Below are 23679 nucleotides of genomic sequence, written 5' to 3'. Positions count from 1 at the left end.
AAATCGGAAGACAGGCTGATATCGGGTCTGTTCTGGCGTAACTTATTGATTTTGTGCCGATATTCGATCACGCTGTGACCGCGTTTCATCATTGATAAAATGCGATCCGAGCCGCTTTGCACGGGCAGATGCAAATGATTCACCAGCTCGGGCACGGTCGTGTAAGCGTCGATCAGGTTGTCGGAAAACTCGACCGGATGCGAAGTGGTATAGCGGATACGATCGATGCCGTCGATCGCAGCGACATAATGGATCAGTAACGCCAGGTCTGCAATGTCAACGTCATCCATTTCGCCACGGTAAGCGTTGACGTTTTGACCCAGCAAATTGACTTCGCGCACACCTTGCGCGGCAAGACTCGCCACCTCGGCGATGACATCGTCGAGTGGACGACTGATCTCTTCGCCACGGGTGTAAGGAACCACGCAAAAAGTGCAGTACTTGCTGCAACCTTCCATGATCGACACGAATGCCTTGACACCGTCGGACCTCGGCTCGGGCAAATGGTCGAATTTCTCGATCTCCGGGAAGCTGATATCGACCACTGCATTACCGCTTTGGCGCGATTCACGCAGCATTTTCGGCAACCGATGCAGGGTCTGCGGACCAAAAACCAGGTCAACGAAAGGTGCACGCTTGCGAATCGCACCCCCTTCCTGGCTGGCGACACAGCCGCCGACGCCGATGACCATTTCGGGTTTATTCTGCTTGAGCTTTTTCCAGCGTCCGAGCTGTGAAAATACCTTTTCCTGTGCCTTTTCACGGATCGAGCAAGTATTCAGCAGCAGCACATCGGCTTCCGACTCTTCGTCGGTCAGCACCAGGTCACAGCCAGCGGCGAGTACGTCAAGCATTTTTGCTGAGTCGTACTCGTTCATCTGGCAGCCGTGGGTTTTGATAAATACCTTGCCGCTCATGCGCCTATTTTAACCAAAAGTGCTGAACACACACCGTGTTAATTGGAGATTTCAGTGATTTGATTCACGAAGGATAATTGAGAATGTTACCCTTATTTCCACTACCGACTTTGTGCTTCATTTGCTCCTGCACCAGATCAACCACATCACATTGAGGACTGTACTCACTTATTGCATCAACCAAGAGCATTCGGCCCGCGTCGACGTTGTTGGATTCAATCGCTAATTTTAGTCGATCCATATAATCCGAAACTTGCCCCCAACTCGTATAATCTTCATCAGCCGACATGATCAGTGGATGACGGGTCGGCGTTACATTTTCACCGATTAGCAATTCTTCATAAAGCTTTTCACCAGGTCTTAATCCGGTAAATACAATCTCGATATCGCCATCAGGATTTTCTGAATCTTTAATTTCCAATCCGCTTAAATGGATCAGTTTTTTTGCCATATCCAGGATATTAACCGCCTCTCCCATATCCAGCACAAAAACTTCCCCTCCCCTACCCATAGCGCCGGCCTGTATTACAAGCTGAGAGGCTTCCTGGATAGTCATAAAATAGCGAATAATTTTAGGATCAGTGACGGTAACCGGCCCACCGTTTTTAATCTGGTTTCTAAACAAGGGTATAACGGACCCGGAAGATTCCAACACGTTACCGAACCGCACCATGCTAAATCGGGTTTTATTTTTGTCAAGTAACGAGAGTCCCTGCAGGACCATTTCCGCAAACCTTTTGGTTGCACCCATAGTACTAGTCGGACGTACCGCCTTATCCGTCGAAATTAATACGAAAGTTTCGACACTATTGTCTATTGCGGCCATCGCTGCCGTGTAGGTACCAATTATATTGTTTTGAATAGCCTCCAACGGATTTTTCTCTACCATCGGTACATGTTTATAGGCTGCTGCGTGATAAATTGTCTGCACTCCAAAGGCTTGACATACCATATCTAGGCGACTTTGAATGGTTACGGAAGCCAGTATCGGGATAATAAATTCACTAGTATCGGGTATTTGCGGATATATCCTTTCCGCCATAGCGATCAGCTCGCTTTCTATCTTGTACAGGTCGTGTTCGCTGCGCTCAAACAGAATCAGGACAGATGGTCCAATCTTGAGAATCTGTCGACATAGCTCGGACCCAATCGAACCACCCGCTCCCGTGACCATGACTACTTTATCCCTGATATTTTTTGTTAATAAATCTTCGTCGGGATCTACAGGAGTCCTACCTAGTAGATCACGAATGCCTACCTCTCGAAGGTCGTTGGGTTTAATGTCGCCACTGGCATAATCGTCGAGAGCGGGTAACGTAATTACATGAACCGCGAAGGGTTCCAGCATCGAAATAATTCTATTCCTTGTCGAACGGGAAGCTGAAGGCAGTGCCAGCAATACCTCGGTCACAGCTTGATCTTCAATAAGTGAGCTGAGCTGTTTAAACGCATATACCCGTAAACCGCCGATGTAATTCCCTTGCAAACCAGGATTATCGTCAATAAACGCAACGGGTTTGAATTTGAAACTGCTAGACAAAGCATTTGCTACCTGTACTCCAGCCCTACCCGCACCATAAATAGCTACTCTTTTCTTTATCCTAGCTTGGTGACTCAATTTAAAACTACCCGTAAGCCACCAACGAGCGATCGCCCGAGTACCACCGATCAAAATGATAGCCATCAACCAGTTAATTAACAAAACCGAACGAGGTACTCCCGACGTTTGCGTCATTAATACAAGTACGCCCCATACCAATGTGTAAAAGCTAACGGCCTTTGCCACCGACCACATGGCCATGAAACCGATGTATCGGATAATGGCTCGATATAATCCAAGGCGAATAAATATCGGAATAGCAATTGCCGGTGCCGCGAAAAACATATATTTAATATTACCTTCAGGTATGTAAAATTCGCCGAGCCTCAGCGAGAATGATGCCCACAGCGCGAGAGGTAATAAAAATAGATCGACGGACACAACGATAAGCCGCTTTATATAACGTGGTAAATTTAAAATTCGATTTATTATCATAAGTTTGTTTTCTTAAACCTGTTGAAAGTTAATCCAGCAAACTTTCGCATATGGGCTTGATATTAACTAAATTGACGCTTGATCCATTACTTTAATGATTGCATCACAGGTATTTTCAATTTCCACTTTGGTCAAGGTAGGATGAATCAAAAACATTAAACTTGTTTTACCCAATTCTTTTGCAACGGGAAGACGCTTCTTAGGTCTTAAACCTGTATTATCGAATGCCTTCTCCAGATAAACCTCTGAACAGCTCCCTTGATAACATGGCACACCTTTCCGATTAATTTCCTCAACAATGCGATCCCTATTCCAATTCGATTTAAGTAGCTCTGGTCTTACAAAGGCATAGTGCTTATATCTGGCATGGTCAATATGGTCAGGTACAAAGGGAACTCGTAGCGAATCAAATTTACTACACACCGAATCAATCTTCGCACTATTAGCCTGCCTTAGTTTCTTCCACTTTGCCATCTTGCCTAATTGTATTCGACCGATAGCTGCCTGCATTTCAGTCATCCGCCCATTTGTACCAAACGATTCGTGCAGCCAATGAAAGCCAGGAGGGTGCTTTCTATCATATACCGCTTCCCAGGATTTCCCGTGATCCTTGTAAGACCAGATTTTAGACCACAACTCACGGCTATTTGTTGTTACCATTCCGCCTTCCCCACCTGTGGACATTATTTTATCCTGACAAAAGGACCAACAACCAATATCGCCAATGGACCCCACTGGCCTACCCTGGTATCTGGCACCATGAGCTTGCGCACAATCTTCAATTAAATACAAATCGAGTTCAATTGCCAACTCAAGTAATTTGTCCATTTCACAGGGCCACCCTGACAGATGTACACATATGATGGCCTTTGTTCTGCTTGTCAATACTTTAATAACAGATTCGGCAGTAATATTTTGGGAATCTAATGAGACGTCTGCGAATATGGGAATTGCGCCTGAATTGACGACAGCAGACACAGATGCCAGGAACGTTCGAGGTGTCACTATAACTTCATCACCAGGGCCAATCTCAAGAGCTTTTAACGCGAGTTCAAGAGCCACAGTTCCATTGGCAAGGGCAATGGCATATCGTGAATTGGCAAAATGAGCATACTCTTTCTCGAATAGGTGGCCTTCGTCACCTGTCCAGTAGTTTACCTTATTTGATAACAAAATAGCTTTCACAGCTTCAGCTTCCTCAGACGTAAATGAGGGCCAGGGGGAGAATTTAGTTTTTAACATCTCGTCCTAAAATGGTTTTCCAAATATAGTAAAGATCTTTACAAAAAGAATAATTCTCTATGTAGTCCCGGTTGATCCGTACTTTGTCGGGCCAGATCACTTCATCATTATATTTTTCAGGAGCAGCTTGGAGGGAAAGCATCTCTTCTTCATTTTTATATTTCAGCGATGCAGGACCAGTAATACCAGGACGTACACTCAACACAATTAGGTCTTTCCCAGTCAACCTATCCGCATAACTAGGTACATCAGGTCGCGGTCCGACGAAGCTCATCTGTCCAATTAAAATATTCCATAACTGTGGGAGTTCATCGAGTTTACTACGCCTCAAAAAGGAACCACTTCGTGTAATTCGAGCATCCTTTGATGAAGTTACTGTAGTCTCAACACCTTCAATACAATTCATGGTTTTTATTTTCACCAAGTTAAACAGCCGACCATTCTTCCCAACTCTTTTTTGAATAAAGAAACCATTTGAACCGGTGTCTAATGATGCCACCAGCCATGAAACAACTATAATAGGGAGTAACAATATTAATCCTACAAAACTAAAAAAAATATCAAATAAACGCTTAAAAAGCATCTCAGATATTTTTACCCAGATACTTCTCATAGGAGCAATTCGTATCTACTAAATAAGCATGACTAGGGTATTTCGATTTTTCAATATTAGACGGCATCTTCATATAATCGCCCCCATACCTTACCGAAAGATAATTCTCTACCCTTTCTGGGACAGGTAACAACGTGGTTTCAAAAGGTATATATCTTTGCTCTCCTAAGCATTCACGTAAAAAACTGGTTCTCTTAAATGGAGCTCTTCCAAAAAAGTGGCCAACTAATTTAGTATCTTTTTTGTTGAGGCACCTTACAAATCTCAATAAATTATTTCTTAATGGGCTACTCAAAAAACATGACGCTAATGTTAGAGCTACACGCTTTTTAAGTGACTTGGTAATGTAACCCTTTTGATTTAATGCACCAGCTGATAATGCTCTCGCACAGAGATATTGACAATAGCGCAGGAATATATTGTCAAAGGCGTTATTAAGACACATTACATCTATGTATATACCATGATGCATGTCTCGACCAACGACATCCTTCTCTATAAATGTAGTTCCATTCATACGAAGTTTAGAGAAAAATAGAGGCCACTCCTCCGTACATTCCTTTTGAAGGTAATAATTAGTAAAATTAATCCTTGAAGAGGCAATCTTTAAAAATTTTTGGTAGTTTTCATAATCCATGAACACATCGAAGTCGTCATCCCATGGTATGAAGCCACCGTGTCTTATCGCACCTAGAGCAGTCCCCCCCATAAGGTAATAAACAATTTCATGTTTTTTACAAAATGAATCAAAATACTCTGCCATCTCAAGGATTTTTTTCTGCAATGCTTTTAGATCAAACTTATCCATATCGCTATAATTTTTTTGCTAAGTAATAAAAATTAGACAGGGATTTTTTAATTACACCCACTCTTAGCAATGGTTTAACAACGCACTTAATCATCTTAAATAAATATAAATTATACGTGGCCTTAATTTTCGATCTCTCCCACCTGTGGGGATGACAACTAATAATAAAACGCCCATCGCATTCTAGCTCAGACACAACCCCTTCGATGCTTTGTAAATCAGAATCACCAATATTGCGCTTGTCATTGTCATAAACATTTCCAATTTTCTTCCAACCATATCCAGCATCTGAAATATATACAAATCCCTCTGTTATATTTGATTTCGAATCAACAACAACATCAAAAATTCCAGGAAATAAGTCTCTTACATTTATATTTTTGAAAAAGTCTTTATTGGAATTCCAACCACTTCTAATCATTACTGGATTTCCATGAGGACAAATCGTGTTAATTTTAAATCCAAGTGATTCAAACTTCAGTAATGTCGCGGAAAATTCTTTAATTGCACTTTCATAATCGCCATTATTTGCATCCAAAACATCATAATGATAAGAGACCTCGTGCCCCAAGCTTTGAATATCAGATAACACACTTGAATTGCTTTCTAGCAAATAAGACTGGACATAATATGTTGCTCTAATACCATATTTGCATTCAATTTTTGCCATTTGTAGCGCTTTATTTACATCTGTTTCAACATCATGCTTGATGGCTATCCATTTAGAGTCAGGGATTTGTACTTGGATTTCATCTGCACGAATACACTTCAACTTATTATCAAAAATAAACTTACAAAAACCATCCCATTTAGAAAAAACAAACATGCATAATACTCAAGTTAACAATTTATCTGCACTGTATATGTCCTGGAGGATTTTGGTGAATTTAGTTGAAGATACTTCCTTCGTATACTCGAAATAAACCACAGATGCCCCAAATTTTTCCAAACTCTTTTCTACACTATTAAACAGCTCACTTCCCTTCCAATCGTCACCCACAAACATCACATCAAAACCGATATCATGAAATGCTCTGATTTTGTCTCTATGTGACTGAACAAGCACTTCATCAACACATGACAAGGCAGAAACAATTTCAATCCTGTGCTCAAAAGGTATAATCGGTTTTCGACGCTTATATTTCTCAACTAACTCATCAGAACTGACACCTACGATCAAATAATCACAATGATTTTTAGCCTTTTTCAATAAATGCAGGTGTCCAATATGAAACATATCAAACACACCCGTCGTATAACCAATAATTTTATTAGGCACAAACCACCTTTTTTCTGAAAAACAATTTAAATAAAGTACTTCTAAACTTTTCAGGTAAAAGCACTTGAATAAAAAACCTGATAAAGACGTTAAATATAAACAATGGCAGTGGAATTAAATTATTTTCTAAAAGAAATCTTTGAATCCTTAGTTCACTCAAGAAATACTCCAAGCCACCTCGGCGTCTATAAAAGAAAGGATTCACTCTCGCCCTCACTAGATCTTTATCTAAATTATGAAATCGGTAACCACCTATCGCTAATCTTATCCATAAGTAATAATCCTCATTGTGAAAAAATGTCTGATAATTGCCAACATTTAAAACGGCTTCTCTAATAAACATCACAGTCATTTGATTGATTGGACATTTAATCTTCATTGTTTTCATAATGTCATCATGCTCAACAGGCAAAACTCGTCTACCTATTGGAGCAAGAGTCTTTGAATCTACTTCAACTATCTGGGAGCCAACAATGCTGATTTCGGGATTAGCCTCCAAATAATCATACTGTTGTTTCAGCCTTGTATTGTCATAAATATCATCTGCATCAAATATTGCAACATACTTGCATTTACAACCCAAAACACCAGCCTTTCTTGCTTCACCATGCCCCTTATTGACTTCAAAGTCTATTCTATTAAAAGTAATACTTTCTTTGGTGCAGAGTTCCTGCAGGTGTTTTATTTCAACCGCTAAACAACTATCAATGGGCCCATCAACAACCAAAACAAATTCTGTAGGCACTAAGGTTTGATTTAGTGCGGTTTTATACGCCTCTCTGAAAAATGAGGGTATGTCATTTTTATACACACACATCAAGAGACTTATAGTCACAGCTAAAAGACCAATGTCATTTGATTAATATCACTGCTGCCCCGTTAACGGGAATTAAGTAGGCCCGATATTCCCGTATTTGCTACAATGAGATTGCTTTTAACAGGTTGGTATCCTTTTCGGGTAGAAGGTCACTAGTATCAGAAATATCGAGGCAAAATGCGAATCTATTTGCTATCTATTTATCCAATGCGCATGTACGCTCTCTCAAACTCCAAAAATACTTTTTTACTTACTATATAACCCAGAATCACTTACACCTAAAGAATGATCTATTAAGGGCGTAATCGGTGGCGATCAGTTCAAATGACTTGCCGGTTTCTATTATATATTCATGAAAAGCCTTTGGTTCGTGTTCCGGACGATTCATGTCATCAAAAAATATGTAGGTCCCTGTCGTAATTCTGGAGTTAAGTGTGACTAACACATATTTTGTAGATGAATAAAGGTCTGCATCAAGCATAATGATTAGAGTTTCATATTCGGGAAATTCGAAAACCGGTAACGTCTCTTCAAACCAACCTTTCTGAAACTTAACTCGAACATCATTAATATCGGGCAACTTTCCACCGACGTCTAATGCGCCTTTTTGATAGTTAGCGTCATCCCCCCATGCTTCTGGCAGCCCTTCAAAACTATCGAAGCCAATCAAATTTGTATTTTTGTTAGTTAGAGCAGCAGACCAAAACTTCATACTTGCTCCCTTATGAACACCAAACTCCAAGTAGAGAACCTCATCACCTCCAATAATATCTACAACTCTTTGGAAAACCGCATCTCGATCTACTGATCGACTGGGCAATTCGAAATTATTATCAATATACCATCGACCAAGCTTCATATAATTAACGATCATCTGAGATGCAAACAAACCATAAACAGGCATTCTCGCTCCAACTATCGTCAGATATTTTTTGAAATACTTTAACAAGCGTGCTTTCATCTAGAGATTTCCTTATATTATTTTAAATTTTTCGCTAATCCTGCGTAAACCCAAATGCGGAAACGCCCCATATAAACTACTCAGCAATTGACCATTTCTGTTGCGACCTCATTTGTAAGCTCCTTAATCGTGCATTGAGGGCGTATAAACATCAATGCACACCATTGGATAATCACATTAATAATAATGTTAGCTATCCTTCGAGATGTTACAGTTATCAGCGCGAGCAAGGTTATTTCTATATGTCTTCATTTTACAATTTCACCTACAAGCAGGTTAGATTAACGAATTAACCTTTTTAGTTTTTCAACGACAAATGGGGCTTGACTACCATATATTCTATATATAATTAGTTTAGCAATAGAGCTTATCAATCCTGTTAGGGCATACCACACCCCACCTTTTCCACTTTTACGCATCACCCGATCTTTAAATTGTTGATATAGGTTTGAAAACTTGTATTCTGAGGATACCCCTCCAAGATAGAAGTTAGAAATCGTCAAATCCATGTAGCAGTAGTCACCACCTAGTGCTCTAATCTTATAATCGGAATCTGAAGATACAATAAATTTAAGATCATAACGATTTTTCGAATAAAAGGACCTTGGGAAAAAAATGGCTTGGTGATTCGGTAATTTATGTCGGAGCCACTTATCAATATTGGAAGTTGATATATTTGCACTAGGATACAACCAAGAATTTCGACTATCCGCTACGATTTGGGCCCTCCCAAAATAAGTCGTGTCAGGATCATTCATTTCTTTCAGCGCTAAAGAAAGAGTATTTTCAGAATGAAATTCATCACCCGCATTCATGAAGATGACCCACTCACCAGTACTTTGATCCAATCCTTTGTTCATTGCATCATAGATGCCATCGTCGGCCTCTGAAGTCACACATGAGACCAACTCGCCGTACTCTTTAACCACATCTAGGGTACCATCGGTCGACCCTCCGTCTATGATCACAAGCTCATAATCTTCGCTCGTTTGGTTAGAAATACTATCTAAAGTTTTTCTAAGCCCAATTTGATCGTTAAAAACAACGGTGACAATAGAAATAGGTTTTGACATAACCTCGATACCATCTAGTCATCAAGAATCAATTTGGTGAACGCAATACCGTTGCCTTTTCGCATATAAGCGATATCTTCTCACTTTCAAATCAGGAGATTTAAAACCGATAAAGACATCTCGAAATGTACTGATTGAAAATTCAGCGAAACTAAAATCTGTGGAATATGCCATCGACTTGCAAAAGTTGACCTGACGCGGCGTCTCCGAAACCTGGTTCCAATGCCACTAACGTATACCCTTTTTCTCGAAGTAATAGACACATATCATCAAAGACCATTTCATCTTTGTATAGCGGCACTAATGACATTTCAATCTGAATCGTATGGATTTTATTGAGACTATTTTCGGCACCTTTTAAAACCTTACTTTCAAAACCTTGCGTATCAATCTTTAGAAAGATATTACTTTCATCGACGCACAAATCAGAGAATATTGAGTCCAGTGTTTTCACTTCGATTTCTTCCGTTCCTATATACCTTGATTCTGGCGCGGAATTTAAGTGGGTCTCCAACATGTCTAACAAGGAACTACTGTATGAGTTCCCGGCGATATTAATAACCTGCGAGCCGTTTTCGTCCCCCAACGCAATTTGAAAAGGCTCCCAAAGAGGGTCAGATGTAGCCTTCTCTTGAAGATCATCAAAGGAATTACTCATCGGTTCGAAAGAAATAATTTTCTTATTATAATCCAGAAAATGCCGGGCCTGTTCAGCGAATTGCCCTGTGTTTGCTCCAACATCAAGAACTAAATCTATGTCATACAACTTAAAAAACATTTTTCTTCTTGCTATCGGATGAGAAGTGGGCTTGAATTTTACAACATCGAATCCTGTCTTCCACAGCATCATCCTCAATATTTGTACAATTTTCATAAAGACACTTTTCCAATTCTAGCATCGTTCACTGGATCGAATTCCACCTGCGATGTTCATAAAGCAAGTTGCCTGATATGATTAATTTCCCAAATCAGATATGGCTCACTTTAAAGGGTACGGTCACTCCGATGCCAATAAAATATTGTGTTGCTCCATATAACATTCCTACCTATAACCTACCAAATCAACAGTTAATCGTGTTCCGGCATTAAACTTGACCATCAGGACATAAGTAATAATCAACACACCTATGACTTGCAATGTAGACAGCACATCGATTCCGGATGACATGACAACCAGCATAAAATAATAAGAGGCCATTTTTTGCCTAAAGGCTAAAATAGAGAATGGGGCGAGCACCAAAATAAAAAATAATAAACCATAATTTAGCAACGCCCCGAACCAAACAGAGTCTATATTAAAGCCAATACCGATATAGCCCGTAAAATGTTTTTTTTCAGGGCTACCAAAAAGCGCATCCAAAACACTAAGCGGATACTCTCGATCAAAAAACCTGACTGAAATTGACTCAGAAAAATTGGAAAACCTCGAGACAATATCGTTAGTACCCGTCGTTCCAGTAAAAGAATACAAAAAATATACAATTAGAGGTGTAAAAATAAGTGACACCACCCAAATTACTTTCCATCTATTCTGCGAATTAAGGTCAATTTTGAAACTGAAAAAAGCAAAAACCATGACTGCAAGCACAGCAGTCCTGCTCCCTACTCCAAGCACTCCGATTATTAACCCAAGCAATATAAGAACACAAACTATTCTAGAGACTGGGTTGACAGGAAATAAGCTCACTAAACAGACAAATAGACAGGCAAAAACTGCGCCTGAACTGAACGCCGCCCCATAATGACCAAATGAACTCAAGCCATATAGCCCGAGATTGACCCCAGAGAAAACCTGAATACCAACCCAAATAGAATTAAGAGCTGCGGCAATCCATATAGCACGAGAAATACTAACTGGCCGCATAAAATTAATAAACGTTGGCAAAATCAAGAAACATAAAAAAATTTCGCAGTACCTTAAAACAACGATGATAGGAACTGATTGGTACAGCAGAATCAAACATGTTTTCATATAAAGTAAAAACAGAGCAAGATAAAAAAACATCGTCAATTTTGAAAATTTTTCACGGTAAGCAAGCAAAGGGAAAATAAATACCGACGTTAAAATAAATAAATCATACAAGCGAATTGTCGATCCAGCCGCATTAATAGGGACTGCCCATCCAGAAAACATTGATACAATTAAGACAATTCCAAAAAAATCTAAAGTTTTTCTTAACATATAATTTCTAATACGAGACCATTACTTCGCATTTAGATGCCCACCATCAATTTTACGCGTCCTGCATGACATTCCGGGAGTCTCCCTCGTTTAGCTAAATGAGCTATCTTGGTAAAAAATTGCGTCGATTTGCAGTGTCTGGCCATTTTCTGAGTCGGTGAAGCCCCGTTGAATAGACCATAGTGTAAATCCATCATGGCTTAATTGCTCAATCATTTCCATCCGCATCCGTTGTCCTTCGTAAAGTGACACCAATGACAATTCACACAGAACTCCTTTTGCCTACGCAATAGTCTCGGGCGCACCATCGAGAACCTGCCATTCATATCCTTGTGTATCGATCTTTAAGAAGAAATTTTCACTTGCGCCCAAATACTGATACTGATTTTCCACACTATCGAGGCACCAAACGGGCACCTTTGTTCTATCCTCGTAGGCCGAATTCTTGGCGGCGTTTGAGTGGGCTTCGAGTATTGTAGGGACTGACGAGGAAACCAAATTAGCGGAAACGTTAATTTCGATCTCGCCGTCATATTCACCGGTCGCGCCCTGCTGATGCACTTGCCATAACTCGTCTTTTGCCGCACTTGCCAGCAATTTTTGGTGTGCATCGGCAGGGGTTCAAAACTTGCTATTCTGCCATCATAACCCATTGATCGAAGCTCTATGGCAAATTGCCCCATATTCGCCCCGATATCCAGAACTGTATCGATCTTGAAATACTCGAGTCCTTTCAGGGTTTGGAGAATAGCATTGCTGTTAACGCTTAAACGATGAACATCGAGACCCAGCCGGTGAAAACAATTTCGAACTAGATTTATTGCCACCTTACACATGTCTTCCCCTGAAACCTATTATCTTTAGTGCTTTTAGCCAGAAATATTTATTCACGCAAGTGAATACGTTCAGGAATCGCTGCTACATTCCGGGATTAACAATTTACATAGAGCCTACCACCAGGCTGGCTTCAAATACGTTGGGTATCGATTGCGATTGTGCTTTTTACTGGCATGGGTCATGATTTTAATATGGTCTTACGCAATAACTGCCCCACCAAATGCCGGATTACCCATTTGATCGTTGATAAGAAAGTCTTCGTAATCACATATACCTTATCAAATAAATCAAGATTTGATTCCGCAGTTATATGAAGTAAACATGAACATATATTCATATTGTTTTTAACTCTATCAAGAATGAGCATCCTATTCCCCTCAGTATGATAAACTGAATTGTCATGTTTTCTATAAATCTTCAAAGATTCAGGGATTGAAGCTACTTTTCCTTTTAGTGCAATTTGTGCAAGGAACGGAATTTCTGATCCAGCTAGATGAGTTACCATTCCTTTGTAATTCATTTGAACCGATCTTAAGATATTCGTTCTAAACAATCCGTAAATACAAAAATAGATATTTGTTGTCGGATTATCAAAAAATCTCCATCTTAATTTTTCCCAATGATCCTTTACGTCTCCGATTCTTATATTCTCCAGCTCGCTCACTCCAAGCATAAGTCCATCTTCAGAAATGTTAATCACGTCTGACATAACCAAAACAAGTTCTGGATTCGATACGAGAGTACAATAGAGCCGTTCAATAAATTCTGGTTTTGAGCTATCGTCCGCGGCGGCCCACATAAAACAATCTGCTTTAGCTTCGTCCAATACATACTTGAAATTAGCTTGTCCACCAATGTTATTAGATTGTCGTATGAAACGGATTCTTTCATCCTTTGAACTATAATCTCGACATATCTCCTCAGTTCTATCTGTGGAGGCATTGTCTGAAATAATAAGTTCAAAGTTGGAAAATGATTGAGCTAATAATGCGTCAATAGCTTCAAAAATAAACTTTTCACCGTTATAGACTGGCATACCAATGCTAACGAGTGGTGCTGGACTCATATTAATATCGACTTTTATTTAGTAAAGAAATATCGCACATAGGCTATTAGCTTTTCACGACTCTGTTGTGCGGCAGTGATAGCAATCATTAGTATTAACAATGCGGTTAGTATCAAATGGCCTATCTGTGCAAGAGGAGTTATGGGAAGAGGTATTAACCAATCAACGATCAATGCTCCTACAAGTGCAGCGAGAATAGGGACAAGAAGATCCTGTATGTACCAGTGCCTTTTTTCGTTCGTTAAAATTTTCCGATACATAAAATGAACGCCGATAAATACATAAAAAGTATTTAGACTCACCCATACCCATGCTGCACCTATACTTCCAAATATGGGTACTACCCAGATAAGAGCAGGAACAATAAATACAACTGCCACGAAATTTATTCGAATGGATAGCGATGTCCAGCCATGGGCGAGTTGTAACTGGTAGGGTATCCACATAAGACCGTTGAGAAAGGTTCCTACTGCCAAAATGGTCATGATAGGGGCTACCTGTTCTGTCAGCACAGGATCAGCCGTCCAAAGTAGCAATAAATGGTCTGCAAATACAATTAGCATCACTGTTGCTGAACCCATCAGCACGGTCACCAGTTGTGCGCCGAGGTGGTAGGTCCTAACCAAAGCCTGATCATCCTTTCGAGTCAATAACTCCGTAAAACGTGGGTAAAAGGCGGCACTAATAGGAATTACCATAATATACAGACCACCTGCTACTAAACTCGCAAATGCGTAATACCCAAAAACTTTTAATGACAACAGGCGTGAGAGTAATATTTTGTCAATCTGCGTTAACAGAAGAGCCAACAAAGTAATACTAAGCATACCTGCTGCAAAACGCCAAATTTCGCCTAACGCTGACAGAGAGAATCGCGCGAAATTTGCCGGCTTGGGTAGTATGCGATAGACAACCATCATAAAAATGGTTGCTGTTACCAATGATATTAACCCCTGCCAGATAAAAAATGCGCGAATCGTGGGCTCAACCCAAACCAGGACTGCTACGGCCCCTATCCCTCGGAATGCTTCCATAAAAATGACCACCACATTCTGCAACACCTGACGTTGTAATCCAGCAATACTGTTAGTGTAAATATTTTCAATAAATCGGAATGCTATTACTATCCCCATTAATTCAAACGAATCAGCCACCACAGCTATCGGTATTTTGTCTATCTGCACCCAGTCAGCTGCCAACCAGTCAGACGCAACCCAGAAACCAAGCCCAATAAGCAACGCCATACCAATAGCGATGATCTCAATACTACGTAATAAGTCCCAGATCGACTGCGCATCGTGGTCACCCCCTGTAAATCGTGCCATTTCACGTCCCAAGGCAGGTTTCATACCCATATCAAGCAAACTTAACCAAGCTTGCAGCATCACAAAGATACCGATTAGCCCGTAGGCTTCAATGCCAAGATACTTGATGTATAGTGGTACGAATGCGAGCGACATAATGGCACGCCAACAATGCCCAAGATAGTTGGCGAGGACATTTTTTCTTAAAGACATTATAGATTCGCTTGACTTACGCTTATCTTACTCGCTTTAGATATCCATCCGGAGCAACACTGATCAACAGTTTGTTATCGATTTGCTTATCGATCTCGAACTCGGGATGAGTTTTCAGGTATTCCCATACTGCTGTTTTCGGATTATCACCTGGACCCCATGGGCGGTCTGGAAAAATTTCGGCAGGCAAGTCTTCGATGATGGTGTCGAATACTACACAGTAGCTGCCCTTGCTCGTAAGGGGGGCATATGCCTCCAATTCAGCTAGTGCATGGTCATGAGTATGATTGGAATCAAGACAAACGAGGATGTTTTTATACCCATTAGCAAATTCTTGAACTTGCGCGATAACTTCAGGTTCGATACTGGAGCCCTGAATCATATCAATCATGTGCGCCATAGGATGAGTCTCAATGGCCGTCCGATTATGTGTTCGTATATCTATATCAATACCCAGCACTCTCCGGCGGCTAGCCCTAGGATCGAGCTGGCGTCCTGATTCCACCGCGTCAGCATAGTCCTGCAATGCTAAAATGGAAGCACTTAATATTAAGGATCCTCCGTGTGCTATACCGGTCTCGATGATTAGATCCGGCTTGATACGCCAGATAAGCTCCTGCATCGCAACCATGTCCTGGGGATATTGAATGATTGGGCGGGAGAGCCACTCAAAATGGTAAGAATACTTACCTGCGTTGGCCGACTCAGTCCACTCAAGCGACAACCGCGCGAGCTCTTCATCACTACCCTGTTTAGCCGTTTCCTCGATACACTCGCGTCTAAATTGTTCGTAAATCGACATTCTGTCCCTCTTCATTTTATTAAACTGTACATCGTTAACGGTATTGCATCTTACTTGCTGAAAAGCCGCGCCGGGTTCCCCACGACCACAACATTTGCAGGAAGATCTCGTGTTACTATTGCTCCAGCTCCCACCACAGTATTATCACCGATCGTAACTCGAGGTAAAACGACCGCACCAGCACCAATTAATACGTTGTTACCCACCTGTACACAACCGCATAGAGTCGCTCCCGGTGCAAGATGAACACCGTCACCTATTTGACACTCATGATCTGCGGCTGCACGATGATTAATGATGCAACCTTCTCCGATACGGGCATCGGACGATACAAGCGCTTGTGACAATACTTGTGTCCCCGCACCAAGTGCGGCAGTTTCGCATACGGATGCAGAAGGATGCACTATTGGTTCGACACGGATACCTTGCTCACGAAATAATTGATGTATCTCGAGCCTATCAAGCCCTCTAGCACCGCCGATGGCCGCAAGTCCAAAAACCTCTTGATGATCCCATTCATTTTCACACCAAAAGGAAAAACCTTCGACGCCAATATGCAGAGGTACATCTATCAAAACAGATGTTGCAGCTGGATTGTTGTCAAACAGCTCCATTACGTGCCCATGATTAAGGGAGATGAGATTGGCGAGTACTTTAGCGTGGCCAGCGCTCCCCCAGATGACGAAACGATTCGTGTCAGTCATTACAAGCCCCACGAACTACGGTTATTACCCGATCTTGCTGATCGATAGCAATTTCGTGGTAGCTTGGAAGATTAATAGCGCGCTCAGAGATATCGTACGCAATGGTATTTCGAAATCTTTCCTTGAACATTGGTAGGCTTGAGAGGGGGTGAAAAAACACCCGTGCATCGATCTCCTCGGCAACAAACATTTGTTGAAGTATCTTTATTGTAACGCCAGTCTCTGTGTCAAACACGGCAGTAGGCATCCAGGCCCCATTTACAGTACCCAACGGTTCGGGATTCATTGTTATCCCTGATAATAACTCGAGCTTGTTTTTATAGTATTTCAGTATTTCTCTTTTCTTACTAAATAGTTCTTCTATACGTTCCATCTGCGCACAGCCAATCGCTGCCTGAATATTGGACATTTTATACTTGAAGCCCACCATGTCAGGCCAGAATTGTTTGCTCTGCTTTCTAGCGCGACCATGATTGGATAGTGTTAAAACGGTTTCATATAAATCGGTATTGTTGGTCACAAACATGCCACCCTCACCGGTAGTAAGTGTCTTAGATCCGTGAAATGAAAAACTTCCGAACTCACCCATGCTGCCAGCTCGTTGGCCGTGGTACACAGAACCAAGAGCCTCCGCCGCATCCTCAATTACTGGAATCCCGTGCTTTTCTCCGATCGCAAACAGGCGTCCCATATCACACAAGTTGCCATACAGATGCACAGCAATAATGGCCTTTGTTCTGGATGTGATAGCCGCTTCGGCCTGATCGGGATCAATACACCAGCTATCGGGAAGGATATCAACGAATATCGGTTTAGCGCCCAGATGCACGATGGGGGCAGCAGTAGCAATCCAATTGGTATCGGCAAGAATGACTTCATCGCCATGTTTAATACCCAGTGCGGCCATTCCCATATGCAATGCACCGGTGCAGCTGGATGTAGCAATTGCGTATTTCACGCCCAAATGTTCTTTAAAGGCCTCTTCAAAGCGATTGATATATTCGTAGCAGCATTCTCCCCACCCGTTTCGGGCGGCATCAGTAGCATACCCTACTTCAAGTTCCGTTATGGAAGGTTTGGTGTAATGAATACGGGTCACAAAACCTCCTAAAAAATTTTCATCTTGGGCACCGAAATGACAAACTGTCCACCCCATTCTCTAATATAAGAATGCTGGTTGGCTACTTCTTCTGCAATGTTCCATGGAAGTACAAGCATAATATCCGGCTTCACTTCGTGTAGCATCTCTGGGTTAACTATCGGGATATGACTACCCGGCATAAACTTCCCCTGCTTGGCTGGTGCAGCATCGCACACCATCGGCAGAAGATCAGGCTTGACGCCCGCGTAATTGAGTAGTGTATTGCCCTTGGCAGCTGCGCCATAGGCCATTACGTATTTCCCTGCACGCTTTTGTGCCAGCAGAAAGGTCAGCATTTCATCCTTAACCTGGTCGGCACGAGCCTGGAGAGACTGATATGTGGCAAGCGCCTGCAAGCCACGAGTCGTTTCTTCCGTAAAAATACTATTGACTGATTCGGTTGGCCCTCGTGGGTCATTATGATGACACCCAAAAACCCGCAGGCTCCCTCCGTGAGTAGGTAGCTCCTCTACGTCAAAAATCCGCAAGCCTGCTTGCTCAAAGATGCGGCTGACCGTATGTAGCGAGAGATAGGAAAAGTGCTCGTGATAAACGGTATCAAACTGGTTGTACTCGATTAGTCTCATCAGGTGTGGAAATTCCAGCGTAATAGTCCCATTCGATTTCAACGCAGCTTTCAGCCCACGAGTAAAGTCGTTGATATCTGGCACATGGGCGTAGACATTGTTGCCCACAATCAGATCAGCCTTTTTCTCTTCTTTGGCTAGCTGGTTACTTAGGGATTCGCCAAAAAATTCGCGCAGCACAGGAATGTGTAATGCCTCAGCAGCAGTGGCAGTACTAGCGGTTGGTTCAATACCTAGACAAGGAATTCCTGCGGCAACGAAATTTTTAAGCAAATAGCCGTCATTCGAGGCAACTTCAACAACGAAGCTGTCCTCATTGAGGCCAAGACGTTTTGTTATAGCATCGGTATAACGTCTTGCATGGGCCAGCCATCCTGCTGAGGTTGAAGAAAAGTATGCGTAGTCTGGTGAAAACAGCTCATCTGCTTGAGCGCAGTCTTCTGTTTGCACCAACCAGCACTGGGTACATACTTTAAGTCTGAGTGGATAGTACAATTCAGGCTTGTTGAGATCTCCATTGCATAAGTATGCATTCGATGGTGGCGCAAAACCAAGATCAAGAAACGTGTGTTCTAATAGCGAATCGCAATGCCGGCATTTCATGTGTCAATCCCGGGAAAACTAGGTGAAATTGGCGAAAGCTGTTGATCTCGATCTGACATTTCAGTAACCGGCAAAGGCCAGGTAATTGCCAACTGTGGATCGTCATGTGCGATGCCCCCTTCAGCATCTGGGGTAAAAAATGCTGTGTGAAGGTAGAGAAGCTCACTGTCTGACTCCAACACCTGAAAGCCATGAGCAAAGCCTTGCGGAATCACCATCATGCGCAAATTGGCCTCTGATAGTTCCTCGGCATGCCATTGCAACTGGGTGGGGGAGCCCGCCCGTAGATCCACAGCGACATCCCACACTCTACCTTTAAGACAACGCACAAACTTAATTTCAGTGTAGGGTGGATTCTGATAATGCAAGCCTCGGATTGCACCTACAGCATGTGTATGCGAGTGATTAATTTGGAGGATATTGTATGAACCGATCCATTCCTGAAGCTCGTCCTTGCAATAGAATCGAGCAAATTCGCCTCGGCGATCCGAATGCAACTCAGATTCTACAACCATCAATCCCTGAATAGGCGTCTTAATTACCTTCATCGTTGAATCCAAGAAACACCTGACGTGCAGGCATCACTAAGATAGGTTGCCAAATGATCACCCGATAGAATAGTACCCCTATCCCGGTATTGACAATACCAATCTGCGGTTAGCTGAACCGCCTTTTCAAGGCTCCAAACAGGATTCCAGTTCAGTTTCTCTTTTGCCTTGGCATGATCCAGATATAGAAGGTTGGCCTCATGAGGTTGTAGCTCCTGCGTTTGTTCCCAGGCTAAATCCGGCCAGTGTGTTTGCAATAGCGAGAGTACTTTCGCAACAGTGCAATTGGCCTCAGGGCCAGGGCCGAAATTCCAGGCCTCTGCGAACTCCTCTCTTTTCTCAAGTAGCCGTTGGCCCAGTAACAAATAACCAGCCAGGCACTCGAGAACATGCTGCCATGGCCGGGTGGCGCTTAGCGAACGGATAACTAAAGATTCCATTTGATCTATAGCTCTGACCAAGTCGGGGATCAATCGATCTTCCGCCCAATCTCCACCACCAATTACATTTCCAGCACGCGCCGATGCTAAAAGCGGCGCATTCTCGTGATCGAAATATGCGCACCGATAACTATCGATCAGTAGCTCACAGGCTGCTTTGGAAGCACTATAGGGATCGTGACCACCCAAGCGATCATTTTCTCGATAACCCCATGGCCACTCACGATTAACGTAAACTTTATCTGTAGTAATGGCGACGATTGCTCTTACACCTTTGACCTGCCGACAGGCATCGAGCACATGCGCTGTACCCATGATATTAGTGGACCAATTTTCTATCGGATCGCGGTAAGCTCGCCGGACCAGCGGCTGAGCAGCTAGGTGAAACACTATTTCAGGTTGGAATTTTGCAACGCTATCTCTTACTATTTCAGCATCACGAATATCCAGACGTTGGTCATTAATACTCAGGTTCAACAGGTCCCAGTGATTAGGCTGTGTATCAGGATCTAGGGAAATACCGGCAACCTTTGCTCCAATTTCATTCAACCAGAGCGTGAGCCAGCTCCCCTTGAATCCGGTATGGCCCGTAATAAGTACGCGACAATCGCGGTAAATATTACCAAATTGGATCAAACCCAAACCTTCCAAGGGGCATTGTTCGTAATCCAGAGATCTTCTAGATGATTCTTATCACGCAAGGTATCCATAGCATGCCAAAATCCCTTATGTTGGTAAGCTTGAAGCTCCCCCTCGGAAGCCAACTTCATTAGCGGCGTGGCTTCCCAACTGGTCTGGTCCCCTTCAATTAACCTTAAGACAGATGGTTCGAGCACAAAAAAACCACCGTTTATCCAGGCACCATCACCAGCGGGTTTTTCCTGGAAACTGGAGACAACAGATCCATCCAAATTTAGAGCACCATATCGACCCGGAGGTTGGATTGCAGTCACAGTCGCTTTGCTTCCATGATTTTTATGAAACTGGATCAGTGCACCTATATCAATATCTGATAAACCATCTCCATAGGTAAAACAGAATGATTCTGTACCTATGTATTCTCCCACTCTCTTTAGGCGACCTCCTGTAAGAGTGTTTTCACCGGTATCTACAAGTGTAATTCGCCAGGGTTCAACATTTCTCTGATGTACCTCCATACTGTTATGCTGCATGTCGAATGTCACATCCGACATATGTAGAAAGTAATTGGCAAAATATTCCTTTATCACATAACCCTTATAGCCTAGGCAAATTACAAATTCATTAATCCCAAAGTGAGAATAACTTTTCATTATGTGCCACAAGATCGGCTTTCCCCCGACTTCAATCATTGGCTTGGGCTTGAGGTGAGATTCCTCAGAAATTCTTGTCCCAAGCCCGCCAGCGAGAATAACTACCTTCATTAGTTTTCACCTGTCGTTTCTGGTTGCTTGATTTCGGATAGAAAACTGAGATAAGTCGACTTAAGCCCTTCTAGCAGTGAAATCCGGGGGGTCCACCCTAGCAAAGAAATACGTTCGCTTTGCAGTAATTTCCGCGGTGCTCCGTCGGGTTGACTTGAATCAAACTCGATCCTGCCGGTGTATCCGATAATCCCGCCGATTATTTCGGCCAATTCCCTGATAGTAACGTCCTCGCCTGAACCTACATTGATATGACTCTGCATCGGGCTGGTGTGGGTGTCGTATTTCGTTTTCTCCAACTCCATTACATGTACACTAGCCTCTGCCATATCATCCACATGAAGAAATTCTCTTCTAGGCGAACCCGTACCCCAGATAATGACCTTGTCCTTATTTGTTATCTTCGCTTCATGGAAACGCCTGATAAGCGCCGGAATGACATGGCTATTTTCTGGGTGATAATTATCACCACGACCGTACAAGTTTGTTGGCATCACACTGCGGTAATCGGTGCCATATTGCCGGTTATAGGATTCGCATAGTTTGATCCCGGCGATCTTTGCTATAGCATAAGGTTCGTTAGTAGACTCCAGTGGCCCCGTAAGCAGGGCTTCCTCGGGCATCGGTTGGGGAGCGAGTCTCGGATAGATGCAACTGGATCCCAGGAACAGAAACTTTTGCACACCTGCTTGCCAGGCTTCGTGGATCACAATGGCCTCTATTATCAAATTATTGTAAATAAATTCAGCCGGAAAGGTATTGTTTGCATGAATCCCACCCACCTTGGCGGCTGCAAGATAGACTTGTTGCGGGCGTTCGGCTTCGAAAAATGATCGTACATCTTTCTGATTGGTTAAATCAAGGTCTTCACGGGTTCGCGTAACAATCTCTGAGTTCCCTCCTGCCTGAAGTACACGGACAATTGCTGAACCCACCATGCCGTTGTGACCAGCTACGAATATTTTCGAGTTCTGCGAGGTCATTCGAAACAATTCAGTGCTTTATATCCGTGATCTTTTACCAGCTCGTCACGCTCGGCAGCTTTGAAGTCATCACGAACCATTTCGGCAACAAGCTCCGCGAAGGTTGTCTTCGGTACCCACCCCAGTTTTTCCCTGGCCTTACTGGCGTCACCGAGCAAACTATCCACCTCGGTTGGCCGAAAGTAACGCGGATCGACGGCAACAATACATTTGCCATCTGCATCGAAACCCTGTTCTTCCGCACCCTCGCCTTTCCAAGTTATGCTGATACTCAATTCTTCGGCCGCAGCATTAACAAAGTCACGAACGCTGAACTGTTTCCCGGTCGCGATAACGAAATCATCCGGCTCATCCTGTTGCAGCATAAGCCACTGCACTTCTACGTAATCTCTGGCATGCCCCCAGTCTCGTTTAGCATCAAGGTTTCCGAGGTAAAGACATTCCTGCAGACCTAGCTTTATACGTGCCAATGCGCGAGTAATTTTTCGGGTGACGAAGGTTTCTCCCCTTATTGGGGACTCATGATTAAAAAGAATGCCATTGCATGCATACATACCATAGGCTTCACGGTAATTAACCGTAATCCAGTATGAATAAAGCTTAGCAACTCCATATGGACTGCGAGGATAAAAAGCTGTGGTTTCTTTCTGAGGGGTCTCTTGTACCAGGCCATATAGTTCGGAGGTAGACGCCTGGTAGAATTTCGTTTCTTGTTCTAGTCCTAATATCCGAATTGCTTCCAATATCCTAAGAGTCCCGAGCGCATCGGAATTAGCAGTATATTCGGGTTCTTCAAACGAAACGGCTACATGGCTCTGTGCCGCCAAATTGTAAATCTCATCCGGCCTGACTTTTTGAATGATATGCGTAAGACTTGAAGAGTCCGTCATATCGCCGTGATGCAAATAAAACGGTTTCCCTTTCTCATGAATATCATGAAATAAATGATCAATACGCGCCGTATTAAACATTGAACTGCGTCTTTTCATTCCATGAACTTCATAACCCTTGTCAAGTAACAGCTCTGCCAGATAGGCGCCATCCTGCCCAGTCACCCCGGTGATTAAGGCTTTTTTATTCATAACTACCCTTCGACTTACTCGTTTTTACCAGCTAACGCC

Annotated in this window: 24 protein-coding genes; all 24 read right to left on the bottom strand. The window is 42.6% G+C overall.

Translation table 11 applies throughout. The features are described from left to right. A partial coding sequence (gene miaB, locus OES20_14110; protein MDH3635830.1) for a tRNA (N6-isopentenyl adenosine(37)-C2)-methylthiotransferase MiaB occupies nucleotides 1–917 on the bottom strand: 917 nt, incomplete at its 3' end. A gap of 64 nt (nucleotides 918–981) precedes the next feature. Next, a complete protein-coding gene (locus OES20_14105) occupies nucleotides 982–2952 on the bottom strand; it encodes a polysaccharide biosynthesis protein (protein ID MDH3635829.1) in 1971 nt (656 codons plus the stop codon). A gap of 66 nt (nucleotides 2953–3018) precedes the next feature. Continuing rightward, on the bottom strand, nucleotides 3019–4194 hold the full coding sequence (locus OES20_14100; protein ID MDH3635828.1) for a DegT/DnrJ/EryC1/StrS aminotransferase family protein: 1176 nt from the start codon (nucleotides 4192–4194) through the stop codon (nucleotides 3019–3021). Further along, a complete protein-coding gene (locus tag OES20_14095; GenBank protein ID MDH3635827.1) occupies nucleotides 4181–4807 on the bottom strand; it encodes a sugar transferase in 627 nt (208 codons plus the stop codon). The genes OES20_14100 and OES20_14095 overlap by 14 nt, the downstream gene beginning before the upstream one ends. Next, on the bottom strand, nucleotides 4779–5615 hold the full coding sequence (locus OES20_14090) for a LicD family protein (protein ID MDH3635826.1): 837 nt from the start codon (nucleotides 5613–5615) through the stop codon (nucleotides 4779–4781). The genes OES20_14095 and OES20_14090 overlap by 29 nt, the downstream gene beginning before the upstream one ends. A gap of 4 nt (nucleotides 5616–5619) precedes the next feature. After that, a complete protein-coding gene (locus tag OES20_14085) occupies nucleotides 5620–6441 on the bottom strand; it encodes a hypothetical protein (GenBank protein MDH3635825.1) in 822 nt (273 codons plus the stop codon). A 9-nt stretch (nucleotides 6442–6450) separates the two neighbouring features. Then, nucleotides 6451–6894, bottom strand: coding sequence for an adenylyltransferase/cytidyltransferase family protein (locus OES20_14080; protein MDH3635824.1), 444 nt, complete (start codon nucleotides 6892–6894; stop codon nucleotides 6451–6453). Then, complete coding sequence (locus tag OES20_14075; GenBank protein ID MDH3635823.1) at nucleotides 6887–7711, bottom strand: glycosyltransferase; 825 nt, start codon at nucleotides 7709–7711, stop codon at nucleotides 6887–6889. The genes OES20_14080 and OES20_14075 overlap by 8 nt, the downstream gene beginning before the upstream one ends. 268 nt (nucleotides 7712–7979) lie before the next feature. Then, nucleotides 7980–8672, bottom strand: a complete 693-nt coding sequence (locus OES20_14070; protein MDH3635822.1) for a TylF/MycF family methyltransferase — start codon at nucleotides 8670–8672, stop codon at nucleotides 7980–7982. Between the two features lie 281 nt (nucleotides 8673–8953). Continuing rightward, nucleotides 8954–9745, bottom strand: coding sequence for a glycosyltransferase (locus tag OES20_14065; protein MDH3635821.1), 792 nt, complete (start codon nucleotides 9743–9745; stop codon nucleotides 8954–8956). Between the two features lie 151 nt (nucleotides 9746–9896). Then, complete coding sequence (locus tag OES20_14060) at nucleotides 9897–10619, bottom strand: FkbM family methyltransferase (protein ID MDH3635820.1); 723 nt, start codon at nucleotides 10617–10619, stop codon at nucleotides 9897–9899. Between the two features lie 168 nt (nucleotides 10620–10787). Then, complete coding sequence (locus OES20_14055) at nucleotides 10788–11927, bottom strand: hypothetical protein (GenBank protein MDH3635819.1); 1140 nt, start codon at nucleotides 11925–11927, stop codon at nucleotides 10788–10790. 282 nt (nucleotides 11928–12209) lie between these two features. Further along, nucleotides 12210–12524, bottom strand: coding sequence for an FkbM family methyltransferase (locus OES20_14050; protein ID MDH3635818.1), 315 nt, complete (start codon nucleotides 12522–12524; stop codon nucleotides 12210–12212). Nucleotides 12525–12942: 418 nt separating this feature from the next. Beyond that, the gene (locus tag OES20_14045; protein ID MDH3635817.1) at nucleotides 12943–13830 is read right to left on the bottom strand and encodes a glycosyltransferase; all 888 of its coding nucleotides are present in this window, start codon (nucleotides 13828–13830) and stop codon (nucleotides 12943–12945) included. Nucleotides 13831–13844: 14 nt separating this feature from the next. After that, nucleotides 13845–15347: an oligosaccharide flippase family protein gene (locus OES20_14040; GenBank protein MDH3635816.1), complete on the bottom strand. Its 1503-nt coding sequence runs from the start codon at nucleotides 15345–15347 to the stop codon at nucleotides 13845–13847. A gap of 22 nt (nucleotides 15348–15369) precedes the next feature. After that, a complete protein-coding gene (locus tag OES20_14035) occupies nucleotides 15370–16149 on the bottom strand; it encodes a cephalosporin hydroxylase family protein (GenBank protein MDH3635815.1) in 780 nt (259 codons plus the stop codon). Nucleotides 16150–16199: 50 nt separating this feature from the next. Further along, a complete protein-coding gene (locus OES20_14030) occupies nucleotides 16200–16853 on the bottom strand; it encodes an acetyltransferase (protein MDH3635814.1) in 654 nt (217 codons plus the stop codon). Further along, nucleotides 16846–17952 (bottom strand): DegT/DnrJ/EryC1/StrS aminotransferase family protein, encoded by a 1107-nt coding sequence (locus OES20_14025; protein ID MDH3635813.1) that lies wholly within the window; start codon nucleotides 17950–17952, stop codon nucleotides 16846–16848. Before OES20_14025 ends, OES20_14030 begins: the two co-directional genes overlap by 8 nt. 8 nt (nucleotides 17953–17960) lie before the next feature. After that, on the bottom strand, nucleotides 17961–19184 hold the full coding sequence (locus OES20_14020; GenBank protein ID MDH3635812.1) for a class I SAM-dependent methyltransferase: 1224 nt from the start codon (nucleotides 19182–19184) through the stop codon (nucleotides 17961–17963). After that, a complete protein-coding gene (gene rfbC / locus OES20_14015; protein MDH3635811.1) occupies nucleotides 19181–19732 on the bottom strand; it encodes a dTDP-4-dehydrorhamnose 3,5-epimerase in 552 nt (183 codons plus the stop codon). The genes OES20_14020 and rfbC overlap by 4 nt, the downstream gene beginning before the upstream one ends. Then, a complete protein-coding gene (gene rfbG / locus OES20_14010; protein ID MDH3635810.1) occupies nucleotides 19729–20823 on the bottom strand; it encodes a CDP-glucose 4,6-dehydratase in 1095 nt (364 codons plus the stop codon). The genes rfbC and rfbG overlap by 4 nt, the downstream gene beginning before the upstream one ends. After that, entirely contained in the window at nucleotides 20805–21575 is a 771-nt protein-coding gene (gene rfbF / locus OES20_14005) for a glucose-1-phosphate cytidylyltransferase (protein MDH3635809.1), read from the bottom strand. Before rfbF ends, rfbG begins: the two co-directional genes overlap by 19 nt. Next, nucleotides 21575–22558, bottom strand: a complete 984-nt coding sequence (locus tag OES20_14000) for a GDP-L-fucose synthase (GenBank protein ID MDH3635808.1) — start codon at nucleotides 22556–22558, stop codon at nucleotides 21575–21577. The genes rfbF and OES20_14000 overlap by 1 nt, the downstream gene beginning before the upstream one ends. Then, entirely contained in the window at nucleotides 22555–23640 is a 1086-nt protein-coding gene (gmd, locus tag OES20_13995) for a GDP-mannose 4,6-dehydratase (protein ID MDH3635807.1), read from the bottom strand. Before gmd ends, OES20_14000 begins: the two co-directional genes overlap by 4 nt. Nucleotides 23641–23679: the final 39 nt, after the last annotated feature.

Source organism: Gammaproteobacteria bacterium (assembly GCA_029862005.1).
Lineage (GTDB): Bacteria > Pseudomonadota > Gammaproteobacteria.
Note: the sequence above shows the minus strand (reverse complement) of the source record. Positions and strands in the feature narration are given on the sequence as shown.

Excerpts from the sequence above, each read along its gene's own strand:
- OES20_14105 (MDH3635829.1), bottom strand. The coding sequence starts at position 2,952 with ATGATAATAAATCGAATTTTAAATTTACCACGTTATATAAAGCGGCTT.
- OES20_14100 (MDH3635828.1), bottom strand. The coding sequence starts at position 4,194 with ATGTTAAAAACTAAATTCTCCCCCTGGCCCTCATTTACGTCTGAGGAA.
- OES20_14095 (MDH3635827.1), bottom strand. The coding sequence starts at position 4,807 with ATGAGAAGTATCTGGGTAAAAATATCTGAGATGCTTTTTAAGCGTTTA.
- OES20_14090 (MDH3635826.1), bottom strand. The coding sequence starts at position 5,615 with ATGGATAAGTTTGATCTAAAAGCATTGCAGAAAAAAATCCTTGAGATG.
- OES20_14085 (MDH3635825.1), bottom strand. The coding sequence starts at position 6,441 with ATGTTTGTTTTTTCTAAATGGGATGGTTTTTGTAAGTTTATTTTTGAT.
- OES20_14075 (MDH3635823.1), bottom strand. The coding sequence starts at position 7,711 with ATGTGTGTGTATAAAAATGACATACCCTCATTTTTCAGAGAGGCGTAT.
- OES20_14070 (MDH3635822.1), bottom strand. The coding sequence starts at position 8,672 with ATGAAAGCACGCTTGTTAAAGTATTTCAAAAAATATCTGACGATAGTT.
- OES20_14065 (MDH3635821.1), bottom strand. The coding sequence starts at position 9,745 with ATGTCAAAACCTATTTCTATTGTCACCGTTGTTTTTAACGATCAAATT.
- OES20_14060 (MDH3635820.1), bottom strand. The coding sequence starts at position 10,619 with ATGAAAATTGTACAAATATTGAGGATGATGCTGTGGAAGACAGGATTC.
- OES20_14055 (MDH3635819.1), bottom strand. The coding sequence starts at position 11,927 with ATGTTAAGAAAAACTTTAGATTTTTTTGGAATTGTCTTAATTGTATCA.
- OES20_14045 (MDH3635817.1), bottom strand. The coding sequence starts at position 13,830 with ATGAGTCCAGCACCACTCGTTAGCATTGGTATGCCAGTCTATAACGGT.
- OES20_14040 (MDH3635816.1), bottom strand. The coding sequence starts at position 15,347 with ATGTCTTTAAGAAAAAATGTCCTCGCCAACTATCTTGGGCATTGTTGG.
- OES20_14035 (MDH3635815.1), bottom strand. The coding sequence starts at position 16,149 with ATGTCGATTTACGAACAATTTAGACGCGAGTGTATCGAGGAAACGGCT.
- OES20_14030 (MDH3635814.1), bottom strand. The coding sequence starts at position 16,853 with ATGACTGACACGAATCGTTTCGTCATCTGGGGGAGCGCTGGCCACGCT.
- OES20_14020 (MDH3635812.1), bottom strand. The coding sequence starts at position 19,184 with ATGAAATGCCGGCATTGCGATTCGCTATTAGAACACACGTTTCTTGAT.
- rfbC (MDH3635811.1), bottom strand. The coding sequence starts at position 19,732 with ATGAAGGTAATTAAGACGCCTATTCAGGGATTGATGGTTGTAGAATCT.
- rfbF (MDH3635809.1), bottom strand. The coding sequence starts at position 21,575 with ATGAAGGTAGTTATTCTCGCTGGCGGGCTTGGGACAAGAATTTCTGAG.
- OES20_14000 (MDH3635808.1), bottom strand. The coding sequence starts at position 22,558 with ATGACCTCGCAGAACTCGAAAATATTCGTAGCTGGTCACAACGGCATG.
- gmd (MDH3635807.1), bottom strand. The coding sequence starts at position 23,640 with ATGAATAAAAAAGCCTTAATCACCGGGGTGACTGGGCAGGATGGCGCC.